We start from the raw sequence: 23,976 nt of genomic DNA, 5'->3' as shown, positions 1-23,976 counted from the left end.
CCCCCCCCCCCCCCCCCCCCCCCCCCTTCTCTTTTTTGTCGTCTTTTCTCCCGGCGGCGCTCACAGGCTCCCCTGTCCGGGCGCCGGGGCGGGGCGGCTTTTCCTGCATTTCCAGAGCGCCAGAGCGGCGTAGAGCTTGATGGAATCTCCGAAGGATTGGGGATCCAGCCCCGTCATGCTCTGGATCTTTTTCAGGCGGAACAGCAGGGTATTGCGGTGGATGAACAGCTTATCCGCGGTGGGCGCCGTGCCCCTGTCCATCTGGAAGAAGACGTCCAGCGTGTGGAGCCAGAGCTCGTTGGCGGGATCCAAAAGAGATTTGAGGATATCCCGGCAGAACTTTTCCTGCTCCAGCTCCGGAAGCAGCAGCATCTCATATTCCAGATACACATCGTCGAAGGAGAGCACCTGCTCCCTCATATCCAGCTTTTGCGCCATATCGATGGCATAAATGGAGCTCTGATAGCGCTCGTGGATCTTCGTCATGTCCGCGGCACAGCCGCCGATCCCCACCCGGTAGGTGTCGCCGAACAGCCGGTGCAATGCGGCAGTGACCTTTTTCATATAGTCGGAATCCTTGCCGCACAGCTCCCGCTCGCCGCTCCCCTCTCCGCAGGGGAGCAGCAGGGTAAGCATACCCGCCTGGTAGACCGTGATGGGCTCATGGGGAAAGACCATGCTTTGAATGTTGCTGATCACACGGTTTACAGTGCGCTCATAGTTGAGGGCCTCCGTCTCGGCCAGGCCCTTTTTTTCCTCCAGAAAGTAGCCATCCTTGATGGAGGCGCTGCACACAAAATACCGCTGCCGGATGTCCATGTGGTTCAGCTGCAGCTGATGGCGGAAGTAGATCTCATTCGCCTGCCAGGGATCCCGCAGGATCAGAGTAAGAAACTCGTTGCGGATCTGCTTTTCCGCGCTCATGACATTTTGGATATAGGACTGCTCCACCAGCAGTTCCGTGGTGCTCAGCAGGATCCTTCCCACCAGCTGGCTGCTCTTGCCCGCTCCGATCCCCAACATCCCGATCAGCTCATCCCGGAAGCGGATGGGCATGGTGATGCCCGGAACACTGTCCTTATAATGAGGGGCGGAGTCCTCATCGATGATATAGGCCTCTCCGGTCTCCCGCACCTGCTGGGCGCCGAAATGGTGCTGGCCGATCCTGGCGGGGTTGGTAGAGGCGATGATGACCGCGTCAGGATTCATGATGTTGATCTGATAGCTGACGATCTGCTTGTTATAGTCCACGATATATTGTGCAAGGTCATGATCAATTCTCACAAAATCCAACCTCCTTTTTTGGGTAAAAGGGCAATCGTGCACAGGCACAATCAAATAAAACATGGATTTTACGGTATTTTTATATAAACTGCCAGTCTGTTTTTTCATTATACTCCCCTAAAACCCAGAAAACAATTGTGCAAGCAAACAATTCTCTTTCTTTGGAAAGAATGTAGAATGTTATTAGAGCGAAATCCAGTTTTCTTGGATGAAATGTACGATTGTGCCCTTGCCAACGCCTGTGGAAGGACTCCGATTCTAAAAGGAGGATGCGATTTATGGAACAGCTGGATCTGATCCTCAAGGGCGGAAAGATCGCCAACACGGAAGAGGTATTCGACGCCGCCGTCGGCGTGCGGGACGGAAAGATCGCCTGGATCGGCGCAGAGGACGTCATGCCCCCGGCGGCCGAGGTGATCGACCTGGCGGGCAAGATCGTGATGCCCGGTGTCATTGATCCCCACATCCATTTTCAGGATCCCGGCTTCACCCAGCGGGAGGATTTCGAGCACGGCACCATGGCCGCCGCCGCGGGCGGCGTGACCACCGTCCTGTCCCACCCGCTGGATCTTCCCCCCACCACCACCTTCGAGGCCCTCAGGGAAAAGGAGGCGGCCTATGAGGGCAAGGCTTACGTGGATTACGGCATCCATATCGGCGCCACGGCGGACAACACCGGGCTTTTGGACGATCTCTGGAATCATTCCGGAGCCACTGCCGTAAAAATGTTTATGTGCTTCTCCGTCAAGGAGTTTCCCTTTGTCAGTGACGATGTGCTCTACCGGACGCTGGAGAAGATCGCCGCCCTGCACGCCGTGGCCATCATTCACGCCGAGAGCGAGGGCATCCTGAAGGTGGCGGAGGAGCGGGTCAGGGCCAGCGGGCGGAAGGACGGCCCGGCCTACAACATGACCCATCCCAAGCAGGCGGAGATCGAGGCCATCGCCCGGGCCATCTACTACCTTGAAATGACCGGCGCGGAGGGCGTGATCCTTCACGTGAGCACGGCGGAGGGCCTGAAGCTGATCCGAAGCGCCAAGGAGCGGGGCGTCAAGGTCTGGGCGGAGTCGGCCCCCCACCTGTTCCAGTTCACCGAGGAGGACATGGCCGAGAAGGGGCCCTATCTGAAGTTCTCCCCCGTCATGCACGACAGGGAAAACCAGCAGGAGATGTGGGAGCTGATGGCCAGGGGCTATGTGGACTACATTGGCAGCGACCACTCCCCCTACACCCTGGAGGAAAAGCAGCGGGGCGAGGCGGACATCTTCCTGGCCCCCAACGGCATCCCCGGCGTGGAGACCAGTCTCGCCGTATTCCTCAACGCCGTCAATGAGGGAAAGCTCACCATCCCCCAGCTGGTGAAGATGACCAGCTACCGCACGGCGCGGATCTACGGCCTGGCCCCGGAGAAGGGGAGCCTGGCCATCGGCTCGGACGCGGACTTCACCGTGGTGGATCTACATAAGGAAAAGGCCATCACGTCGGAGGAGCTGAAATCGAAGTGCAAATGGTCGCCCTACATCGGCGTGAAGCTGAAGGGCTGGCCCGTCATGACGATCGTGAGAGGAAAGGTGGTGTACCGGGAGGGGAAAATTGAGGGAGAAAAAGGCTTCGGCAGGTATCTCAAGCGCAAAAAGTGATCAGGCCGAAGTAAGAAGGAGGTGAATCAATGAAAATACTTGTGGCAAATCCCAACAGCAGTGAACTGTGCACCGACATCATCCAAAAGTCCGCCCGCAGAAAGATCACCGATCCCAATACCCAGCTGTTTTTCCTGACCAATCCGAAGGGTACAAAGAGCATCGACTGTACCTTTGCCGATTATCAATCTGTCTGGAGCATGCAGCGGGCCCTGCTGGACAGGTGCAGGGAGCTGGAACCGGACGCCGTCGTCCTGGCGGGCTTCGGCAATGTGGGCGTCTACGCCCTGAAGGAGGCCCTTAACATCCCGGTGCTCAGCATTTCCGAGACTTCGCAGTACATCGCCTGTCTTCTGGGGCACAAATACACCGTGATCTCTCACATCTCTCAGTTTGTGCCCTATCAGGAGGATCTGGTTCATCTCTACCGGCTGGATCAGAAATGCGCCTCGGTAAGAAGCGTGGAAATGGATGTGGAAAGCGCCTGCTCCAACCGCGAGGAGACCCTCCGGCAGTTAAAGGAGCAGGTGCAGGGGATCATCCGATCCGATGGGGCCGACGTGATCGTTCTGGGCTGCGCGGGCCTTTGCGGCTACGACGAGGAGCTGCAGGAGCTGGTGGGCATACCCGTCCTTGACCCGGTGACCGTCACGGTAAAAGCGGCGGAGATGTTCGTCAGCACCGGGCTGAAGCAGAGTAAGCTGCGGAAATTTGCCTTTCCGCCCCAGGACAAAAACGAGTACATTCAATAACGGTTCATGGGAACGATAACTGTGCGCGCTTGCGCTCGAAAGGAGAAGATAGCATGGCAAGTTTTTGTTGGACAAGACTTGACTACAGACTGGTGCACGGTCAGGTCTGCGTGGCCTGGATCCCCCAGCTGTCCATCAAGCGGGTGATCATCATCTCGGACACCCTGGGGAAAAACGCCTTTATGGCAAAAGTCCACCAGATGGCAGTCCCCGGCGGCGTGAAGTGTGACACCTACACGCTGGACACGGCCATGGAGGAGTGGAACAAGGATCAGTTCGGCGACGGCCGGGTCATGGTTCTGTTCCAGGAGCCCGACACCGCCAAGCGGGCCTGGGACGCAGGTTATCGCTTCGACGCCCTGCAGATCGGCACTATGCCCTCCGCCAACGGGAAGAAGCTGATCTCAAACCAGTGCTATGTGGGAGAGGCAGACGCGGCAAACTTCCAGTATCTGATCGACAACGGCGTTCGTGTCTTCTGCCAGCTGACGCCTCCTGACGCGGAGGGAGATACCCAGGCTCTATTGAAAAAAGCTGGATTCTAAACTGTAAATAAGAGAGGAGAAACACTATGGGAATCAGCGTCGTACAGGCAGTCTTAATTGCTCTGCTGTACTGGATCATCAACAACTATTGGTTTAGCTTCTGGAACTTCCAGAACCTTCAGTGGCCGGTGGTGCACGGCCTTCTGATCGGCCTGATCATGGGTGATCCCATCACGGGCACCATCCTGGGCGGTACCATTCAGACCCTGAACATGGCCCCCTCCTTCGTGGGCTTCGTGACCACGATGGATATGTGCCTGGCCGGCTTCGTGGCCATCCCCATCGCCATGGCCTCCGGCCTGGATACCGAGACTGTCATCGCCTTCGCGGTGCCCTTCACCATCATCGGCACCTTCCTCCAGCCCCTGCAGAAGACCCTGAACCTGGCCTGCCTGAACTACATGGACAAGGCCGCGGCCGAGGGCAACGCCAAGAAATACTACTTCGGCAACAGCATCTATCCGGCCATCATCGCCTTCCCCCTGCGCGCTGTCATGCTCTTCTGCGTGCTCTACTTCGGCCAGAACGCCATGAACTCCCTGCTGGCCGTTATTCCCGACTGGCTCATGGCCGGCTTCTCCGTGGCCGGTAAGTTCCTGCCCGGCATCGGCTTCGCCATCTTCCTGCAGGCCATGAACAAGAAAGCTTACCTGCCTTTGTTCCTGCTGGGCTTCTATATCTGGTACTTCCTCAAGGGTGCGGGCCTTACCATGATCGCCATGACCATCTTTGGCGCTCTGCTGGCCATTCTTTTGATGCAGGCTAAGTCGAATAAGGAGGTTGCGAACAATGGCTGAGAAAAAATTAAGCAAGAGAGCATTGCTCAAGTCCTGGTTTATCGGCATCAACTTCTTCAATAACGCAAACACTTTCCAGAGAAACTTCGGAACGGGCTTCGCCGCCTCCATGATCCCCATTCTGCAGGATCTTTACCCCGACAACAAGCAGGAAGTCATCGACGGCATGACTTTCTATAACGATAAGTATTACATTACCGAGCCCTCCACCGGCATGGTCATCAACGCCATTGTGGCCAAGATGGAGGAGGCCCGGGCCAACGGCGCCGAGATCAACCGGGAGGACATGGAGGCGGTCAAGTCCGGCCTCATGGGCGCTCTGGCCGGCTTCGGCGACACCATCTTCACCTCCACCATCCGCCCTGTGGGCATGGCCATCTTCACCCCCATGGCTCTGAGCGGAAACATCCTCGGCCCTCTGGGCTTCTATATCCTGGGCGGCGCCGCCCGGTGGCTCAACGGCATCTTCTGGTTCAAGCAGGGCATCAAGTTCGGCACCGACGCGCTGAACACCCTGCTGGAGGGCGGCAACGAAAAGCTCCGCCAGGTCATGGACGCCATGGGCGTTCTGGCCATGTTCGTCATGGGCGCTATGGCGGCCAACTATGTCACGCCGCAGTTCGCCCTGAAGGTGACCATCCAGGAGGCCGCCGACGGTCTGGTGCCTGAGAAGGTGGCCACCCTGCAGTCCTTCGTGGACGGTGCCCTGCCGGGATTGCTGCCATTGACCACGGTCTTGCTGTCCTACTATCTGATGAGCAAGAAGAACGTCAGCGCCATCAAGATCATTCTCGGCATCCTGGTCATCTCCATCGTCGGCGCGCTCATCGGCCTGTTCTGATCACGGCTCTCCCCTCCTTTTGACAGGCTCTCGGGGGAAAAATTTGATACATTATAAGCAAAAGGAGTAGCATCAAATGAAAATTTTATTGTTGGCGGATGACGGGATCAAAAAGGACGCGTTTGTCAATGCGGCCAAACAGATCAAGGGCTCAGTAGAGGTCATCGTGGAAGAGATCACCGAGTACGGCATGGAGGCGCTGCAGATCATCGAGACCCAGGGTGCCGACGCCGTTCCCGTCCCCGGCGGTATGCTTCGCAACACCGACGTGGACGTTCTGGTGGGAAGCATCACCACCCCCCTGTCCAAAAAGGTTCTGGACATGTTCCCCAACCTGAAGGTGATCGGCCTTTGCCGCGCCGGCATCGAAAACATCGACATGGACGAGGTCAAGCGCCGGGGGATCGTGGTGGTCAACGGTCTGGGCAGAAATGCAGAGGCCGTCTCCGACATGACCATGGCCATCATGCTCTCCGAGCTGCGCAACGTGGCCCGCTCCTATAAGGACGTGACCACCGACCTGGACTCCTGGAGAAAAGAGTGGCCCAGCACTCCCTATCTGCCCCACATGGCGGAGTGCAAGGTGGGTGTGTTCGGCTTCGGTATGATCGGCCGGCTGGTGGCCAAGAAGTGCGCCGGCTTCGGCTCTGAGATCCTGGTCTATGACCCCTTTGTGGACGACGAGGCCGTCAAGGCCCTGGGCTACACTCCGGTGAGCAAGGAGGAGCTGTTTAAGCAGGCGGATATCGTCACCATCCACGCCCGTTTTGTGGAGGAGACCCGGGGCATTGTGGGCCGCAAGGAGATCGAGTCCATGAAGCCCACCGCCTACTTTGTCAACACGGCCCGGTCCGGCCTGCTGGATAACGACGCCCTTTTGGAGGCGCTGCAGAACCACCGCATCGGCGGCGCCGCCCTGGACGTGTTCCCCGAGGAGCCCCTCCCCGCCGACAGCCCCTGGAGAAAGCTGGACAACTGCACCGTCACCGCCCACATGGCCGGCGGCGTGATGGCCGCCCGGGACTATGCCGCCAAGCTGGTGGTGAGCGCCGTTCTGTCCACCATCCGGGGCGAGAAAGTCCCCCAGCTGGTGACGAAGGACACCGTGGAGACCGACGCCTACAAGGCGTGGGCCAAGGAAGCGGAAAAGGAATTTTTCTAAGCGAGAGGATTGCCCGCGGGCCGGCACAGGCCGGCCCGCGGGCAATCCATTCATCGGTAAAGTGCCTCGTTGTCCCTTGACGAAGTCACACAAGGAGGATGACATGTTAGTACGAGTGGATCAACTCACAAAGGAGGCGGCCGCCGCCGGCTATGGCATCGCCGCCCCCTGTCCCCTGGATTTTGAATGTATCAAGTGGTGCTTTGAAACGGCTTCCACCCTGAAAGCGCCCTTTATCATCTGTTACCACGCCTGGAAAAACGACGGCATGTCCGCCGAGGAGCTGGCCGACGGCGTGAAGTATTACGCGGCCAGATATCCCGAAGTCCCCATGGGACTGTGCCTGGATCACGGCCGCTCCTACGAGGACGCCGCCCGGGCCATCCAGGCCGGCTTCACCGCCGTCATGGTGGATCGCTCCGACCTGTCCGATGAGGAAAACGCCGCCGCCATCCTGGAGGCGGTCAAGCTGGCCCACGCCGCAAATGTCAGCGTAGAGGCCGCCCTGGGCGGCGCCCAGACCCGGGACGCCTCCCTGGAGCAGCGGGAGGGCACCCTCACCAACGCCCCCTCCGCCCGCAAGTTCGCCCTGGCCACCGGCGTGGACGCCATCGCCGTGGCGGTGGGCTCCTACCACGGAGACGTGAAGGATCAGGAGGCCATCATGCACTACGACCTGATCCAGGAGCTCAAGGCCACTGTGCCCGTCTCCCTGGTCATGCACGGCTGCTCCTTCCTGGGAGAGGAAAAGCTCCGGAAGTCGGCCCAGCTGGGCATCTCCAAATTCAATGTGCAGGGCGAGCTTCTCAACGCCGGTATGCAGGCGGCAAAGGGCAGGCTGCTGGAACAGGGCGGCTGTGTCAGCACGGCGGAGCTCAACCGGGTCATTCGGGACGCCTACGTGGCCCAGCTGACGGATTTTATGACCGCCATCGGCAACGCGGGCCGCTTATAAGGAGGACGCATCATGTTGACACAAATCACAAAATTGATCACAGACTCCTACCGCGGCCACGCCATCCCCTCCCCCGCCGTATACAGCCGGGACTCCATCAAGTGGTGCTTCCAGACGGCCGCCAGCCGGAGAAGCCCTCTGATCGTGGGCGTCGAAAACGAGGCGGATATGTCCTTGGAGGAGGCCGCGGAGCTGACGGAGAAATTCTCCGCCATGTTCTCTCAGGTTCCCGCCGGACTCAGCCTGGAGCACTGTGAGAGCTTTGAAACTGCCATCCGCGCCGTTATGGCGGGCTACACCAACATCGTCATGCCCATCACCTGCGACCAGGCCCTTCTCAAAGAGACGGCCCACCTGTGCAGAGCCATGGGCGCGCGGCTGGAGGCGGCGGTGGAGCTGGACTGCGGGCTTCTCGACCGGACGGACGAGCTTATGGCCGCCGTCAGCCGGGTGCAGGCCGGCGGCATCCTGATAACGGGCCGCGCCCCCAAGGACGCCGGCGAGACCTACGAGGTGGGCTTGGCCCGAAAGCTGTGGGCCCTCTATGACGCCACCGTTTTGCAGATCGGCATCCGGGGCGAGATCTTCACCCTGGGCGAGTGTCTGAAGCTGGCCGCCCGCACCGGGCTTTCCAGAGTCACCTTCTCCGAGAGCCTTTCCGCCGCCGCGGTGAAGGCCGCCGTCGACCTGGTCTCCCAGCCGGAGACGGACAGAAGAGGTCTGACCAAGCTCCAGGCCGCCGTGCAGGAGGGCTTCTGCGACAAGCTCGCCTCCTGCGCGCACCTGCTCAACGCCCACAACCGCTTTTGACCAGGAGGGATAACGTATGACAGAAAAATACGGGATCGTTGTCACCAGCCACGGCGTCTTCTGTGAGGAGCTCATCCGGTCGGCCCAGATGGTCTTCGGCGAGCTTCCCGACGTGACGCCGGTGCCCCTGAAGGGCGACATGTCCCCCGAGGATTTTGAGGCAAACCTCAGAGCGGCCTGCGCCGCTTACAACAACAATGTGATCGTTCTGTGCGACATCTTCAGCGGGACTCCCTTCCGTGTGGCCGCCATTCTGACCCAGGAGCTGCCTGAAATGCTCCTGATCACGGGCGTGAACATGCCCATGCTCATCAACGCCGCCGAGTTGCGGAACATGGTGGACAAGGAAGAACTGGCCAAGCAGTTGGTGGACGAGTCCAAGGAGAGCATCGTAGACGTGATCAAGGCATTAAGTGAAGAGTGAGGGATCAGCCATGAAATCATTTACCTGCGTCGTGACCGACGAAATGGGCCTCCATGCACGGCCCGCCGGCCTGATCGCCAAAAAGACCGCCCAGTACCAGAGCAAGGTCACCCTCAAGTGCGGCGGCAAAGAGGCGGCGTGCAACCGGCTGATCGCCATTATGAAAATGGCGGTCAAGAAGGGCGAGAGCGTCACCTTTGAGATCGAAGGGCCGGACGAAGATTCGGTCTGCGCCGATCTAAAGCAATTTTGCGAAGAGAACCTTTGACAGGAGATGGACAAGGGATGAAAACACTGCGCGGGATCGGGACGTCAGATGGATACGCGATCGGAACAGTCCGGTTTTTGAAGCCCCACACCGCCAAGGTGGAGCGCCGCACCGCAAGCGACAGCGCCCAGGAGCTGGCGCTGCTGCGGGACGCCGTCCGGCAGGCCAAAGAGGAGCTGGACGCCCTTTTCCAGGAGGCGCTGGAAAAGGTGGGCGAAAAGGCCGCGGAGATCTTCAGCGTCCACGGGATGCTACTGGAGGATCCGGACTACACCGAATCCATTGAAAACTATATCACCGCCGAAGCCATGTCGGCACAGGCCGCCGTGGAGCAGACCGGCGCTGAATTTGCCGAGATGTTCGCCTCTATGGAGGATGTATTCATGCGGGAGCGGGCGGCGGATATCAAGGATATCTCCCAGCGGCTCATCCGCAAGCTCAACGGTGAGGAGGCGGCCCCGGCCGCCCCCACCCAGCCCTATATCGCCGCCGCCGAGGATCTGACCCCCAGTCAGACCGTCTCCCTGGACAAGGCCCTCATTCAGGCCATTGTGACGGAAAAGGGTTCTGAGTTCTCCCATTCCGCCATTCTGGCCCGGATCATGGGTATTCCGGCGGTGGCCGCCTTGGGCGGGGAGATCGGCGAGGGTCTGGATGGGGCCGTCATCATCGTGGACGGCGCCGCCGGCCAGGTCATCCTCGACCCGGACGAGGCCACCCTGCAGACCTACCAGGAAAAGCTGGCGGCCTTCCGACAGGAGCGGGAGGAGCTGGAGCGGTACGCCAAGCAGGCGCCTGTCACCCGGGACGGCAGGGCCGTGGAGGTGTGCGCCAATGCGGCAGATGTGGCCGACGCCCGGAAGGCCGTTCAAAATGGCGCCATGGGCATCGGTCTTTTCCGCAGCGAGTTTCTCTACATGGACCGCGCCCAGCTGCCCTCGGAGGAGGAGCAATTCCAGACCTACAAGGCCATCCTGGAGGCCACGAAGCCGGGCAAGGTGGTCGTCCGGACGCTGGACATCGGCGCCGACAAGCACACCGACTGTCTGGATCTCCCCAGGGAGGAAAATCCGGCCCTGGGCTACCGGGCCATCCGCATCTGCCTGAGCCGGCCGGAGCTTTTCCGCACCCAGCTGCGGGCGCTGCTGCGGGCCTCCGTCTACGGCGAGCTGGCGGTCATGTTCCCCATGATCATCTCGGAGTCTGAGGTGATCCAGGCCCGGGCCATCGCCGATGAGGAAAAAGCCCGGCTCACAGCCGAGGGCATCCCGGTGGCGGAGAACATCGAGTGGGGCATTATGATCGAGACCCCCGCCTCGGCCATCATGAGCGACCGGCTGGCCAGGCACGTGGACTTCTTCAGCATCGGCACCAATGACCTGACCCAGTACACCCTGGCCTGCGACCGGATGAACGCCCAGATCGGCCAGCTTTATGACGCTATGGATCCGGCGGTGCTCCGGTTTATCCGCATGGCCATTGACAACGCCCACAAGGCCGGCATTTGGGCCGGCATGTGCGGTGAGGCGGCCGCCGACGCGCGGCTGATCCCCATTCTCCTCAAGCTGGGGCTGGATGAATTCTCCGTGGCCTCGGGCAGCATCCCGCGGCTGAAAAAGCAGATCATTGAGACGAACACGGCAGAGGTAATGCTGCCGGAGGAGTTGAGAGCATGAGCGAAAAGGACACCCTTCACCAAGAGCAGGCGGATGCGGCGGCCTCCTTCTACCAGACCGCGTCCACCGAGGAGTGCGCGAAAAACCTCAATGGAAAGTTCTTCCGCTACAGGCTCGTCCTTGTGGCGGAGGCGGCACTGATCCTGCTTCTCGCGGCCAACTGGATCCTGCAATGGCGCTGGCCCATCCCGGCGGTGGTGATCCTGGCCATCCTGGCGGTGCTGGGCGTCCTGTTCCTCCACGGGTGCAGACTCGTCCTCTACCAGCTGCCCGAGGGGATCCTCTATCACGACTGCGACCCGGTAAAATATGTCACGCTCCTGCGCATGCTCTGCGGCAGGGCAAAAAAGCGGCAGAAGCTGATGCTGGAGATCCAGCTGTGCTCCGCGCTGTACGCCGCGGGCGAATTTGACGAGGCCCTGGAGACCCTGGAGCGCATCGAGCCCGCCATCCGCTCCGGCATGGCCACCTTCGTCATCGACCTCCATGCCAAGCTGGACGCGGAGCGGGAGGACTATTCCCGCTTCCCGGAATACATTGAGCGGCTGAACAAGATGTACGACCAATATAAGACCAACGACCAGGCTGTGGCCCAGATCATCGGCACCCTGAACAGCGTGGAGTTTTACCGCAACCTCCACGAGGAAAAGCTGGACGAGTGCCGCAAGACCCTGGAGATCTGGGAGCGGGTCAGCACCAATGAGTATCAGCAGGTATACACCAAATACCTGATGGGGCAAGTCCTCCGGACGTCGAACCCCAAGAAGGCCCGGGCGTGTTTTCAATACGTTGCCGAGCACGGCAACACCATGTATCAGGTACAGCGCGCGGCCCAACAGCTGGAAGAAAACTGACAGGGAGAGGATCGCTTGAAGCTGCTGAATTTTTACGCCGGGGATGCGCTCCATCTGGGCCTGTGGCGCCAAGAGGGCGTATTGGATCTCACCGCGGCGAGCCATGGCGCATTGACCCACACAGACGACTTGCTCCGCACCGGCCCGGCCCTGCCGGACGCTCTGGAGCCCTTCCTCCGCACGGAGGCCCCCCTTCTCCCCGAAGAGGAGCTGTGCCTTGCGCCCTGCGTGCTCCGGCCGGGCAAGATCATCGGCGTGGGGCTCAATTACATCCGCTATATGGAGCAGCAGAAGCTCCCCCGCCCCGACTTCCCCCACCTCTTCCCCAAATTCGGCGAGTCTGTCCGGGGAAGCGGTCAGGCCGTGGCTCTGCCCCGCAACTCCACCCAGGTGGACTTTGAGGGGGAGCTGGCCGTGGTCATGGGAAAAACAGCGCGGCTGGTGCCTTCCAAAACCGCCTTGGACTACGTGGCGGGCTATTGCTGCGCCAACGACGTATCGGCCCGGGATCTTCAGAACATGACCACCTCCTGGCTGCCCGGAAAGTGCTGCGACGGCTTTACCCCCATCGGCCCCTATCTGGTCACCCGGGACGAGGTGCCCGACCCCAACGCCCTGCGGGTGCGGGCCGGGGTCAACGGTGAGATCCTTCAGGATTTCTGTACTGACGACATGATCCAGCCGGTGGCGGAGCTGGTGGCGGGGATCTCCCGTTTCTTTACCCTCAACCCGGGGGATGTTCTGCTCACCGGCACCTCCGTGGGCCACATTATGCTCCAGCCGGAACCGGAGCGAAAGTGGCTGGCGCCCGGCGATGTGGTCACGGTGGAGATCGACGCTTTGGGCAGGCTTACCACCCCCTTTATTCCGGAACCTCCGTCCCCTTGACGGGGCGTTCAAACTCTCTTTTTTCTCCCTTCCCTGCAAAAAGAGGCAGCGGGAATTTTCCCGCCGCCTCTTTTTGTGTCCTTTTTCTTTTTTATTGGATGGTCAGTCGGCCCTGGGTGATGAGGCGGCCGTTCCTGCGGCTGAAGAGGACGATATCCTCTCCCCGGAAGTCCAGGCGAACCTTCTGCCCGATCTGGTAGAGCACGCCGCCGAAGACCACGCCGGTGAGGAGGTACTCTCCCAGCCGCACTTTGACGGTGGTCTCCATGCCGGTGGGCATGGCGGAGTAGATCTCCCCCTCCAGGGCCCCGTCGTCGGAGATGCGCAGGAACTCGGGCCGGACGCCCAGGACGAAGTCCTCGTCGGTGAGCTCCACCTCGTCGCCGAAGTCCTCCTCCTCGTCCACCAGGGCCACGTGGTAGCGGAAGACCGTGTCCTTGTTGCCCTTCTCCACATAGCCCTTCTGGGTGGCCTTTTCCGCCATGAGCTGACGCTTGTGCTCATCCTCGGCGTCGGCCTGGGCGAACCAGTCGGCCACCTGGATGGGGGCCTGGGGGGTAAAGGTGACCCGGGTGCCGTCGAAGATGGTCAGGCCAATGGAGCCGTCGGCGTTCTGACTGCCCTTGCCCTCCACAAAATTGATGGCGGGGTTTCCTACAAAGTCGGCCACAAAGGTGTTGTTGGGCTGGCCATAGACCGTCAGGGGCGCGTCGTACTGCTGAAGCACACCGTTTTCGATCAGGCAGATCTTGGTGGCCAGGGTCATGGCCTCCATCTGGTCGTGGGTGACGTAGACGAAGGTGGAGCCGGTCTCCAGGTGGAGCCGCTGGAGCTCAGAGCGCATCTCCAGACGCAGCTTGGCGTCCAGGTTGGAAAGAGGCTCGTCCATGAACAGCACCGAGGGCTCGGGAGCCAGAGTACGGGCGATGGCCACCCGCTGCTGCTGGCCGCCGGAGAGCTCGGCGGGGTAGCGGTCCATAAACATGCCGATCTTCACGATCCGGGCCACCCGGCGCACACTGAGGTCGATCTCCTCCTTGGAGAGCTTGCGCACGCTGGTGACCGGCTTGCCGTCTTTCAGGTAGGTAAAGTCGTCAGAGAAGGTGCACCCCTCGCTCTGGCATTTGGCCCTGGCCGCCTCCAGCGCCTTCTCCAGCTCAGAGAGCTTGGCCTGGGCGATGGTGGCCGGCTCCATGGACTCGTGGAGCTTGTAGCCCATGAGCTCTTTGGCGGTGTAGATGGAGATCTCATAGCGGTCAATGAGCTTAATGTGGGCTTTGTTCACATCCAGCTTACCCTTTTTGTCCACACACTCCTGGATGGTCTTCACCACGTCGTCAGGCCGCTTCAGCGCCTTGATGAGGGCGGCGGTCTTCCGGGCCTCCAGGTCGATTTTGGGCAGCTCCTCCTTCACATTGGTCAGACCGAAGGAGATGTTCTGGTAGACCGTCATGTTGGGCCAGAGGGCGTAGTTCTGGAACAGGAAGCCCACCTTCCGCTTGTTGGGGGGCACGTTGATGCCCGCCTCCGAGTCGAAGACCACGGTGTCGCCGATGGTGATGCGGCCCGAGGTGGGGGTCTCCAGTCCGGCGATCATCCGCAGGGTGGTGGTCTTACCGCAGCCTGAGGGGCCCAGCAGAGTGACAAAGGCGTTATCCTCAATGACCAGATCCAGATCGTCCACGGCGTAGAATTTATCCCACCGCTTGGTCACATGGGTCAGTTCGATTTTCGGCATATCAGTTACCTCCTATCCCCTCGTCCAGACTGGCTCCGGTGAGCTTGTTGACAAGGGTGTTGAACACGAGAATGGTGATGATAAGGATCAGGTTGATGCCGCTGGAGAAGGCGTAGAGGCCCATCTCGTCAAAGTAGTCCAGCGTGGTGGAGAGGATGAAGCCCTGGGTACACAGCAGCAGGAACAGGCTCAGCTCCCGCAGGCAGGTCATGAAGGGGAGCATGTAGCCGGAGATGATGGAGGACTTCTGGATGGGGATGATGATGTGGCTCATCCGTTTGATCCAGGGCACGTTCTGGATGATGGCCGCCTCCTCGATCTCACCGGAGAGCTGGAGCATGGAGTTGAGGGAGGTACGGCTGGCAAAGGGGATGTACTTGATGACACCGGTGATGATGAGCAGCGTATAGGTGTTAAAGAGGTTAATATGCTGGTTGGAGAACAGAATGAAGAAGGCCGCGCCCACGGCGATAGAGGGCATCAGATAGGGCAAAAACGCCATATTGTAGACGTAGCTTGCCCATCGCCCTCGTCGGTTCTTGGAGACGGCGTAGCCGATAAGGGTACCGATGGTGCCCGCCAGGAGCGCGCAGGCCACGCTGACCAGCATGGTGCCCCGGAAGGCCCTCCAGATGGTCTCATTGTGGAGGATACCCTTCTGACCGTACATACCGTTCTCCGTGACGTTCTCGTCGGTGACCCACCACTTGGTGGTCAGGTTGGAGGTATCCCCGGTGTAGAGGAAGGAGTAGTCGCCGGGATTGGGCAGGAAGGTCTCGAAGGCGAAGGAGACGATGGGGAAAATGCTGGTGAAGAAGGTCACGATGACCAGCACAAGGGCGATGACGTACCGGCCCACCTTGCCCAGGTTGATCTTGGAGATCTGGCCGGACTTGCCGGTAACGGTGGTATAGCTCTTGCGGCTTTTCAGGCTCATCTGATTGAGCATCATAATGGCCACGCCGAAGACCATCATAATGATGGCCAGGATGCTGGCCTCGCCGGTATACTTGGAGTTCATGGACACGTACTTGGTGGAGAGGGTGGTCAGGCCCAGGTAATGGGGCACCGGGTAGGAGCCCATGGCCGAGCCGAAGACCAGCAGAATGGTGGAGAGGATGGCAGGCTTCACCATGGGCAGGGTCACCCGGAAGGCGATCTTCCACCGGGGGGTGTCCAGAATGGTGGCCGCCTCCTCCAGGTTGGCGTCCATGTTGCGGAAGATGCCGCCAATAAGGATATAGGCAAAGGGGGCGTAGTGGAGGCCCAGCACCATGAGGCTGGGGAACAGGCCCTTACACCACCACATGGGCATGTTGATGCTGAACAGGGTGGCCAGCAGGCCGTTGGAGGTGCCGGTAACGGCGTTGGAGTTAAAGAGGTTCTGCCACACCACCGCCAGCGTCCACTGGGGCATGATATAGGGGAAGATGAAGATGGAGCTGAGATACTTCCGCCAGGCCAGGTTGGTTCGGGTGATGAGAAAGGCGAAAATGCCGCCGAAGAGGATGGACACGATGCAGGTGCCCACCGCCAGCCAGACCGTGTTGAGCAGAGGCGTCCAAAGGTTGGCCTTTGCCATCTTGCTGGTAAACAGGTCGATGTAGTTCACCGCCGTATAGCCAGAGGCCATGCCGGTGAGGTGCTGGTCGATGGTACCGGGGTGGATCTTAAAGGTGTCCTGAATAATGGCCAGGATGGGGGCGATGGTGGTCACCGTCACCACGATGCCAAACAGCAGCAGGATCACATTGTAGGGCTTGGAAAAAAAGGTCTTGATCTTGTTGAGCCAAATGGCCGACGGACTGGCGGCCAGGGTGGTGTTCTCGTTCATAGGCAGCTCCTCTCTTGAGAATGGAGGACTTGGGAAAAAAGGCGCCCCCGGCGCGGCAGGTACACCGCCCCGGGGGTGCCTTTTCCGCTATTGTTTCACCGCAGCCCTGTCCTCAGGCTGGTCATAGACAGGAAAATGGGGATATCTCAGGCGGCGTACTTGGTCAGCATTTCGATCCAGGAGCCCACGGTAAAGGCCACGTCGGCGCAGTACTCGGGATCCTCCAGAACCAGCTTGCCCTCCGTAGACCACCAGTCGTAGCCACGGTCGTTCTTGGCGGGAAACTCTACCGTGACGCCATCCTCAGCCATACCGCCCTTGGAGTGCTGGTAGACCTCTTCGATCTCAGCGGCCAGCTCGGGGTTGGAGGAATAGCCGCCCATGTCCTTGCCCCAGGCGGAGTATCCGTCCACCGTCTCCGTGATAAAGGCGATGAGCGCGCAGGCAGTCCAGGGCAGGGGGCTGTTGTCGGTGACGAACAGGTAGTGGCAGTAGCCGTAGCCGCCGATACCCTGATAGCCGTCCTGATAGGCGGCCACATTGATGTTGTTCTTGGAAATGGAGGCGGATTCCTCCACGCTGCGCAGCTTGGAGTAGACCAGCAGGCCGAACTGGTCGGCGGCGGATTTATCCACCAGGATATTACAGATGGGGCCATCGTCGGTCTGGGCATTGTAGGACTCCACCCACAGCTTGATCCAGGCCAGGGCATACTTTCCATCGGGGCCAAGGCCCAAATCGGTGGCGTCTGCGGCCATCTCGTCAATGACGGGCGTGAAGTAAGCCTGCTCCTCGGCAGAAAGCGCCTCATACGCCTCTTTGAGCCAGGCGGCATAGTCGTCCCGGGTCAGCATATAGAGGAAGTTCTTGCCCACGATCTCAGAGTCGATGTCCATGTACAGGCCGTGCTCGCCCTCGGCCACGAAGTCCCAGCAGTTGTCGTAGGTCTTGCTGCCCTGGTTGTTATACATAAAGACCTTGCTGCCGGTCTGCATGGGCAGATAACCGGTCCACTCGTCGGCGGTCGTACCCTTGGCCTCGGCCCACTCCTTGGGGATAAAGGTATCCAGGATGCCGGTCTGCACCATCTTGCTCTCGATCTGGTTGCCGTCCTGAATGAGGGTCATGGCAAAGGTGCCGGTGTCCTTCAGAGAGTCGGCGGTGAGCTGATCGAAGATCTTATTGTTCTTGGGGGTCTGCCAGTCCTCCTCCAGCGTATAGCTGGGCTCGATGGTCTGGAGGTAGGCAATAAAGTTGGTAATGGCGGTGGGGGTGCGGCTGGAGTTGCCCACGGCATGGAAGGTCTTGCCGTTGGACTCCTCAATGGCCTTCTTCGCCAGCTCCTCCAGGGTCATGGTCTCAGCCTCGGCGATGATCTTCTCCACCTCGCTCATGTTGGAGGTGTCCGGCGTGGCGGGGGCGGGATCGGCCGCCTGGGACTGAGCCGGGGCGGGATCGGCCGCCTTACTCTCCGCCGGGGGATTGTTGTTGCCGCCGCAGCCGGCCAGAGACAGGCACAGGCTCAGCGCCAGGGAACCGGATAAAATACGTTTAAACCCAGTCATAACCATATGATCTCCCTTCTGTTATTAAAAGCAGTTCTTTGCTATGTTTCAGGGTTTTACCTCTACCCCTTCGGCCCGCAGGCTCGCCCGCAGGCGCACGATATCGTGCCGGTAGAGCTCCCCTTTCAGGCCGCACCACTTGGCAGCCTCGATATTCAAATGGTTGTCATCCACAAAGAAGCTTTCCCCCGGAGCCAGTCCGAACCTGGACAACAGGCGGCGGTAGATCTCCGGATCAGGCTTCAGGAGCTTCTCCTCAAAGGAGAGGATGCAGCCCTTCACCACCGGCCAGGCCGGGATCCGTTTGCTGAAGCGGTAAAACTCCGGAGAGGTGTTGGAAAGGATATACACTTGGATCCCCATGGCATCCAGCTCCAAAGCCAGAGCGTTGATATCCTTCTCCGGCGTCAGCCACTCATCCCAACGCTTGAGCAGCTCGGCGGCGGCGGCATGCAGGCGCTGGGGCAGGTGCGACTGAAACCCAGCCAGTACCGCCGCCTCAGGTACGCCCCGATCCAGGGAGATCCAGTCCGGGTGACCAAAGGTCTCCGCATCGAGGAGCTGGGCGTCCGCCTCGTTCTCGGTCAGTGCCCGGCACAGGGCTCCAGTGTCAAAGTCCATGAGCACGCCGCCCACGTCAAAAATTACATTTTTGATCATGAAAATTCCCCTTTTAGCTACTGCCCCGGCACGAAATCGTGCCGGGGCAGATAGGCTATGCTTAAATCAGCCCGCGGAATACTTGGTCAGCATCTCGATCCAGGAGCCCACGGTAAAGGCCACGTCGGCGCAGTACTCGGGATCCTCCAGAACCAGCTTGCCCTCGCCGGTCCACCAGTCGTAGCCACGGTCGTTCTTGGCCTCGAACTGAACGGTGGTGCCGTCCTCAGCCATGCCGCCCTTGGAGTGGCCGTACTTGGCCTCGGTGCCCTCGGCCACGGTGGGGTTGGAGGAGTAGCCGCCCATGTCCTTGCCCCAGGCGGAGAAGCCGTCCACATCGCAGGTCATGTAGCGGATGAAGGCGCAGGCAGTCCAGGGCAGGGGGCTGTTGTCGGTGACGAACAGGTAGTGGCAGTAGCCGTAGCCGCCGATGCCGGTATAGCCGTCGTCATAGGCCGCCACGTTGATGTTGTTGACGGATACGGAGCTGGACTCCTCCACGGAGCGCAGCTTGGAGTACACCAGCAGGCCGAACTGATCGGTGGCGGATTTGTCCACCAGGGTGTTGCAGATGGGGCCGTCGTCGGTCTGGGCGTTGTAGGACTCCACCCACAGCTTGATCCAGGCCAGAGCATAAGCGCCGTTGGCGCCCAGGCCCAGATCCTCGGCCTCGGACTTCATCTCATTGATGACGGGCTGGAAGTAGGCCTGCTCCTCAGCGCTCAGGGCGTCAAAGGCCTCCTTGAGCCAGCCGGCGTAAGTATCCTCGGTAAGCATGTACAGAAAGTTCTTGCCCACGATCTCGGAGTCGATATCCATGTACAGGCCGTGCTCGCCCTCGGCCACGAAGTCCCAGCAGTTGTCGTAGGTCTTGGAGCCGGTGTTGTTGTACATAAAGACCTTGTTCAGGGTCTGCAGGGGCAGGAAGCCGTCATAGGCGTCGGCGGTGGTGCCGTTGGCCTCGGCCCACTCCTTGGGGATAAAGGTATCCAGGATGCCGGTCTGCACCATCTTGCTCTCGATCTGGTTGCCGTCCTGGATGAGGGTCATGGCGAAGGTGCCCTCAGGCTTCAGGGAGTCGGCGGTGAGCTGGTCGAAGATCTTGTTGTTCTTGGGCTGCTGCCACTCGAACTCCATGTTGTAGCCCGAGTCGATGGCCTGCAGAGCCTCGATGAACAGGGGCAGGGCAGACTTGCCGCGGCTGGAGTTGCCCACGCCGAAGAAGGTCTTGCCGTTGGACTCCTCGATGGCCTTTTTGGCCAGGTCTTCCCAACTCATGGTCTCGGCCTCGGCAATGATCTTCTGCACCTCGCTCATGTTGGAGGTGTCGGGGGTAGCGGGAGCGGGATCGGCCGCCTGGGACTGAGCCGGGGCGGGATCGGCCGCCTTACTCTCCGCCGGGGGATTGTTGTCGCCGCCGCAGCCGGCGAGCAGACCGGCCGTCATGGCCAGGGACAGGGTCAGCGCGAGAATACGCTTTTTCATACGATGTACTCCTCCTTAGGTTGATTGTTTGTTTATCCTGCCAAAACAAGAGACAGTTCTGGCGCTCGGTATGATTATATTTTACAAAACGCCGGTTTTAATATCCACTGGACAAAACTGCGGTTATTTGTGAAAAATCCATTTTTTGAGCAACATATACAGATAACTTCCGCTTTTATGTCGCCCTCCTCGTCACTTTGTCCGAAGTCCTTCTGCCGAAAAGGCGCAAAAAAGGGACGGCCCGAGGGCCGTCCCTTTCTCTCTCTTTCGATCACCAGTTGCAGCGCACGATGCACTTGAGGGTGACCCCGTCCACTGTGGCGGTGACGTTGCAGGTACCCTTGCTCACGGCGGTGACGGTGCCGTCCGCCCCAACTGTGGCCACCTCGCTGTTGCTGGAGGCCCAGGTCACGGCGGAGCTGGTGCCGGAGACCACCAGCCGCCAGCTGTCGCCCACAGAGCTCAATGTAAAGTCGCTCCGGCTGAGCTTGGCGGCGGAGGATGTATCCGGCGTCTGGGTGCCCTCCGATCCGGACTGCCCGGAGGAGACCGGCGCGGACGAGCTGGAGAAGCTGCAGCGCACGATACAGCTCTTCTCCCCCACCCCGGCCACGGTGGCGGTGACGGTGACCGTGCCGGGAGACACCGCCGTCACCGTGCCATCCCAGGACACGGAGGCCACGTTGGGGTTGCTGGATCTCCAGGAAATGTCCCCATGGGCGTCGGCAGGCGTGTAAGTCACCTTGATCTTATAGACCTCGCCCACATGGTCGAAGGTAAAGTCGGACTTGCTCAATGTAAAGCCGGTAGGCGTCACCAGATCCACCGCGGGGGTGGTCACCGTGGGAACCGGAGGCGCGGAGGGCTCCACGGCCTGGCCGGGACTGGGCACCGCCGGATCCGCGCTGGGAAGGGCCGGCTGCGTGGGTGCGGTGGAGGGGATCGTACTCACCGCCGCCGAAGGATCCGGCACGGCGCTCTCCTTGGGCTTGGGATCCTTTCCTCCCAGGAAGGATCTCACCAGGGAGACCACGATACAAACGGCGGCGATGATCAGGATCAGAGAGAGGATGCCGCCGATAATGGAACCTGCGCTGGGGCCGTTGCCCCGCCGCCGGCTTCCGCCGGCCAGTCGCTTGCCCCCGCCGGAGCGGGCGTCTCTCTCGCTGTAATAATCCTCCTGCTCCTCCGGCTCGTTCCAACGGCCTGTGCCGTCCTCATTGCAGAAGGGGCAGTGCTTATAGGTGACGGAGTACATCTCTCCGCAATATTCACATTTGACAAGGTCGTTCTTCGTGCCGCGCCGTGCCATGCCGTTCCCTCCGTTTCGGATTTTTCTTTTCCTATTTTACACGTTTCGGGCGGCATCGTCAATGTTCTTGACACAACTGTTATTATTTTGTAATTCGCCCAGTTCTTCCCGGTCTTTAACCTTTTTCCTTATTTCCCAACGTTTTCCCGCATTTCCTTCTAATTCCTTCCACTTTTCTGCGGGCTTTTTTTGAAGCGCTAAAGGGAAAACTAAAGGGAAAACTTTTGGTCTCAAAAAATAGGAGCGTCCCAGCTTGGGGACACTCCCATTTTTTCATCCATATGGGGAAAAAATCTCTCACGAAGGGGGCTATGCGGTCTCCCGGCCCAAAGTCTAAACTTTTCGACCGGGGGGGAGGGGTCTGCCCCGTAGGGGCCGCGCCCGCGTGGGCGCGTGGTGTCTTGTTCGCACGCCCAAGCGTTCCCGGCCCACAGCCCGAAAGCCCGGTAAAAATTCCCCGGATTTTCCCGCCTTTCCGGGGCGTGATGTGGGAATTTTTCTCACACGCGAGGGGCAACGGGGTCTTTTCAACCCTCGCCTTCAAACTTTTTGAAGAGGGGTGTAGCCCTTGCCGCCGTTGGGCTTGGCCCCATTCCTCGCCCGCATAGCGCAAGCACACGGGCACACGGGCGACACGTAGCCTCCTGGCAGTTTCACCCCCCAAAATCCGAACAAAAAGCCTCCCTTTCCACCCTCCGCAAGGCCCGTTTGACTGTGACTTCATGCCCATTCTCACCGGGCGTAACGTCCATTTCCAGCTCGCATTTACAGCGCACGCACCACAGCCCGACGCCTCGGGCCTCGCTGTCCTCTTCCAGCCGTAGCAGTTTCCGCCTGCAAAACGGGCATCTCAGCCACTCCTTCCCGGTCTCGTCGGCCTTTGTCTGGATCATCAACGGCATGTTGACCACCGCCTTTCCTGTTGCTCTGATTTTACCATGTTTTCTTCCTGGCTGTCCGCCGTTTTCCTCATTTTCTCCGGGCGTGTTCCAAAGATATAGTCACGTACAAGCCTGATAGGAGGGGGCCTTCTCTCCTTCTCCCGCTCGGTGTTCAGTTGTCAAGGTACATCGGGAAGCCTCCGCCGCCCCCGTTATCCCGCAGACGGTAACGGATATAGCAGAAGCTCCCGTATAAGCCTCCTCCCTCCTTCCGGTCAAGGGGAAGGGCTCCGGGTGGAGGCGTCAAGGTGGTGTCGCTGGGCACATACTCATATTTCACAATGGGCTTCTTCAGGTTCCGGGAAGGCGTCCACATCTGGGCCCCGTTGGGCCGGTCTCCCGCCTCCTTGCTCAGATAGACCGCCCAGCCGTCAAAGTCGTGCTTGCCTACATACTGGACGTCTACAATGTCCCCATAGCTCCACAGGCTCCGCAGCTCTTCCACGTCCTCCCCCGTGGCGTTGAGGATCAGATGATGGTGGAGGCGCCCTTCCCCGTGCTTGTCCTCTGTGACGTAGATATATCTGAGATCGACGCCCCGCCGCCGCCTGACCTCTCTCAGCTTCCGCAGGAAGGCCCGCATCAGCTTCCGCGCCTCCTTGCGGTTGGCCGGTAAGCTTCCGTCCCGGTATGTCAGCGTGGCAACGAGATCCCGCCATGTGAAGTTTGTGGAGATCAGCCGTGACAGCCTCCGCCTGGCGCAGTTGTCATTGATCGCCTTCTGGGCCGCCGTGGTCATTCTGGACTTCTCCGCCCGCGCCCTGGGGCCGTCCCTGGGCTCCGGTGGCGTGTAGATCACCGCTTCCACAATAGGCCCCGATATGATAGTCTTCTTCCGTTTTGCCACGCTTCCCCGTCCTCTCGTATAGATACGGCAAAGCCGGGGCGGGTGTTGTCCCCGCCCCAGCTCTTCAGTCTTCCATCGGTTCCCGCATATTGCGGGAGCGTGTCCAGCTCCGGCCACCCGCCGCCGTGCCCGGCGTCAGAAGCTCCAGCAGCCCGCCCCAGCCGTTGGCCCTGTCCGCATGGACGATATGCACCCCGCCGACCTGCCACAGCCGCGCCACCCGGTCAAGGGCCCCCTCCGGGCCCTGGGCGAAGTCCAGCCCGCCCTCATTGACCAGCAGGCGCACCACCGGCCCCTCCGCCAGATCGGCGGCGTATATGTACCGCAGTTCCTCCCCCGCTCCCCTGTCGTCAGCTCTCAGCCTCCGGATCATCCGCTCTGCCTCTGACCGCATCACCGAGCGGGCGGGCCGGAAACTCAGCCCGGTAAAGTCCAGGGTGAGGAGGTAGCCGCCCCCGGTGAAGTTCGCCTCCAGGATCCGCTTCACCTTGTCCATGGCCCGCCGCCGGTAGTTCGCCGCGTCTTTTTTTGCTGCCTCCTCCGGGTGGGCGTCCCTCCACTTCCTGACGCTCTTCCGGGCCGCCTCCCGCACCTTCTCCGGGTTTGCCTGCCTCCAGGCCCTCACCCGCTCGACGGTCTTTTCCCTGTGGGCCTGATAATAGGCCCGGCTATATTCCGGCGTGTTGCTGCTCATCTTT

23 protein-coding genes are annotated in these 23,976 nt (G+C 60.3%); 13 read left to right on the top strand and 10 right to left on the bottom strand.

The window, feature by feature from the left end:
* Positions 1 to 60 precede the first annotated feature (60 nt).
* Positions 61 to 1,284, bottom strand: a complete 1,224-nt coding sequence (locus NFR87_RS06285; protein ID WP_251447896.1) for a CdaR family transcriptional regulator — start codon at positions 1,282 to 1,284, stop codon at positions 61 to 63.
* A gap of 278 nt (positions 1,285 to 1,562) precedes the next feature.
* On the opposite strand from NFR87_RS06285, the gene allB reads away from it, so the two are divergent.
* The 13 genes from allB to NFR87_RS06220 all read left to right on the top strand — a co-directional run bounded on the left by allB (position 1,563) and on the right by NFR87_RS06220 (position 12,896).
* The gene (gene allB / locus NFR87_RS06280; RefSeq protein ID WP_251447893.1) at positions 1,563 to 2,924 is read left to right on the top strand and encodes an allantoinase AllB; all 1,362 of its coding nucleotides are present in this window, start codon (positions 1,563 to 1,565) and stop codon (positions 2,922 to 2,924) included.
* A gap of 29 nt (positions 2,925 to 2,953) precedes the next feature.
* On the top strand, positions 2,954 to 3,676 hold the full coding sequence (locus NFR87_RS06275) for an aspartate/glutamate racemase family protein (RefSeq protein ID WP_251447890.1): 723 nt from the start codon (positions 2,954 to 2,956) through the stop codon (positions 3,674 to 3,676).
* Between the two features lie 53 nt (positions 3,677 to 3,729).
* Complete coding sequence (locus NFR87_RS06270; protein WP_251447887.1) at positions 3,730 to 4,221, top strand: PTS sugar transporter subunit IIB; 492 nt, start codon at positions 3,730 to 3,732, stop codon at positions 4,219 to 4,221.
* Between the two features lie 26 nt (positions 4,222 to 4,247).
* The gene (locus NFR87_RS06265; RefSeq protein WP_251447884.1) at positions 4,248 to 5,018 is read left to right on the top strand and encodes a PTS mannose/fructose/sorbose/N-acetylgalactosamine transporter subunit IIC; all 771 of its coding nucleotides are present in this window, start codon (positions 4,248 to 4,250) and stop codon (positions 5,016 to 5,018) included.
* Positions 5,011 to 5,859 carry a PTS system mannose/fructose/sorbose family transporter subunit IID gene (locus NFR87_RS06260; protein WP_251447881.1) on the top strand — a complete coding sequence of 283 codons (849 nt, stop codon included), beginning with the start codon at positions 5,011 to 5,013 and terminating at the stop codon, positions 5,857 to 5,859. Before NFR87_RS06265 ends, NFR87_RS06260 begins: the two co-directional genes overlap by 8 nt.
* Before the next feature lie 76 nt (positions 5,860 to 5,935).
* Positions 5,936 to 7,021: a 2-hydroxyacid dehydrogenase gene (locus NFR87_RS06255; protein ID WP_251447878.1), complete on the top strand. Its 1,086-nt coding sequence runs from the start codon at positions 5,936 to 5,938 to the stop codon at positions 7,019 to 7,021.
* 103 nt (positions 7,022 to 7,124) lie between these two features.
* Positions 7,125 to 7,976, top strand: a complete 852-nt coding sequence (locus NFR87_RS06250) for a class II fructose-bisphosphate aldolase (protein WP_251447875.1) — start codon at positions 7,125 to 7,127, stop codon at positions 7,974 to 7,976.
* 12 nt (positions 7,977 to 7,988) lie between these two features.
* Entirely contained in the window at positions 7,989 to 8,786 is a 798-nt protein-coding gene (locus NFR87_RS06245) for a class II fructose-bisphosphate aldolase (RefSeq protein ID WP_251447873.1), read from the top strand.
* Positions 8,787 to 8,802: 16 nt separating this feature from the next.
* Entirely contained in the window at positions 8,803 to 9,210 is a 408-nt protein-coding gene (locus NFR87_RS06240; RefSeq protein ID WP_251447870.1) for a PTS sugar transporter subunit IIA, read from the top strand.
* A 10-nt stretch (positions 9,211 to 9,220) separates the two neighbouring features.
* Positions 9,221 to 9,478: an HPr family phosphocarrier protein gene (locus NFR87_RS06235; protein WP_251447867.1), complete on the top strand. Its 258-nt coding sequence runs from the start codon at positions 9,221 to 9,223 to the stop codon at positions 9,476 to 9,478.
* Positions 9,479 to 9,495: 17 nt separating this feature from the next.
* Positions 9,496 to 11,154, top strand: a complete 1,659-nt coding sequence (ptsP, locus tag NFR87_RS06230; protein WP_251447864.1) for a phosphoenolpyruvate--protein phosphotransferase — start codon at positions 9,496 to 9,498, stop codon at positions 11,152 to 11,154.
* Positions 11,151 to 12,008: a hypothetical protein gene (locus NFR87_RS06225; protein ID WP_251447861.1), complete on the top strand. Its 858-nt coding sequence runs from the start codon at positions 11,151 to 11,153 to the stop codon at positions 12,006 to 12,008. The genes ptsP and NFR87_RS06225 overlap by 4 nt, the downstream gene beginning before the upstream one ends.
* Before the next feature lie 15 nt (positions 12,009 to 12,023).
* A complete protein-coding gene (locus tag NFR87_RS06220; protein WP_251447858.1) occupies positions 12,024 to 12,896 on the top strand; it encodes a fumarylacetoacetate hydrolase family protein in 873 nt (290 codons plus the stop codon).
* A gap of 91 nt (positions 12,897 to 12,987) precedes the next feature.
* Here NFR87_RS06220 and NFR87_RS06215 read toward each other — a convergent pair whose 3' ends face one another.
* The 9 genes from NFR87_RS06215 to NFR87_RS06175 all read right to left on the bottom strand — a co-directional run bounded on the left by NFR87_RS06215 (position 12,988) and on the right by NFR87_RS06175 (position 23,972).
* Positions 12,988 to 14,634, bottom strand: coding sequence for an ABC transporter ATP-binding protein (locus NFR87_RS06215; protein ID WP_251447855.1), 1,647 nt, complete (start codon positions 14,632 to 14,634; stop codon positions 12,988 to 12,990).
* A 1-nt stretch (position 14,635) separates the two neighbouring features.
* Positions 14,636 to 16,468, bottom strand: coding sequence for an ABC transporter permease (locus tag NFR87_RS06210; protein ID WP_251447852.1), 1,833 nt, complete (start codon positions 16,466 to 16,468; stop codon positions 14,636 to 14,638).
* Positions 16,469 to 16,614: 146 nt separating this feature from the next.
* On the bottom strand, positions 16,615 to 18,033 hold the full coding sequence (locus NFR87_RS06205; RefSeq protein ID WP_251447849.1) for a hypothetical protein: 1,419 nt from the start codon (positions 18,031 to 18,033) through the stop codon (positions 16,615 to 16,617).
* 48 nt (positions 18,034 to 18,081) lie between these two features.
* A complete protein-coding gene (locus NFR87_RS06200; RefSeq protein ID WP_251447846.1) occupies positions 18,082 to 18,693 on the bottom strand; it encodes an HAD family hydrolase in 612 nt (203 codons plus the stop codon).
* 66 nt (positions 18,694 to 18,759) lie between these two features.
* On the bottom strand, positions 18,760 to 20,178 hold the full coding sequence (locus NFR87_RS06195; protein ID WP_251447843.1) for a hypothetical protein: 1,419 nt from the start codon (positions 20,176 to 20,178) through the stop codon (positions 18,760 to 18,762).
* 271 nt (positions 20,179 to 20,449) lie between these two features.
* Entirely contained in the window at positions 20,450 to 21,490 is a 1,041-nt protein-coding gene (locus tag NFR87_RS06190) for an Ig-like domain-containing protein (RefSeq protein WP_251447841.1), read from the bottom strand.
* Positions 21,491 to 22,143: 653 nt separating this feature from the next.
* Positions 22,144 to 22,392, bottom strand: coding sequence for a hypothetical protein (locus tag NFR87_RS06185; protein ID WP_251447838.1), 249 nt, complete (start codon positions 22,390 to 22,392; stop codon positions 22,144 to 22,146).
* 151 nt (positions 22,393 to 22,543) lie between these two features.
* Positions 22,544 to 23,278 (bottom strand): rolling circle replication-associated protein, encoded by a 735-nt coding sequence (locus NFR87_RS06180; RefSeq protein WP_251447835.1) that lies wholly within the window; start codon positions 23,276 to 23,278, stop codon positions 22,544 to 22,546.
* Between the two features lie 64 nt (positions 23,279 to 23,342).
* Positions 23,343 to 23,972: a hypothetical protein gene (locus NFR87_RS06175; protein WP_251447832.1), complete on the bottom strand. Its 630-nt coding sequence runs from the start codon at positions 23,970 to 23,972 to the stop codon at positions 23,343 to 23,345.
* Positions 23,973 to 23,976: the final 4 nt, after the last annotated feature.

Origin of the sequence: Vermiculatibacterium agrestimuris, assembly GCF_943193085.1 — a bacterium.
Lineage (GTDB): Bacteria > Bacillota > Clostridia > Oscillospirales > Oscillospiraceae > Vermiculatibacterium > Vermiculatibacterium agrestimuris.
This window is presented reverse-complemented; position numbering and strand designations above follow the sequence as displayed.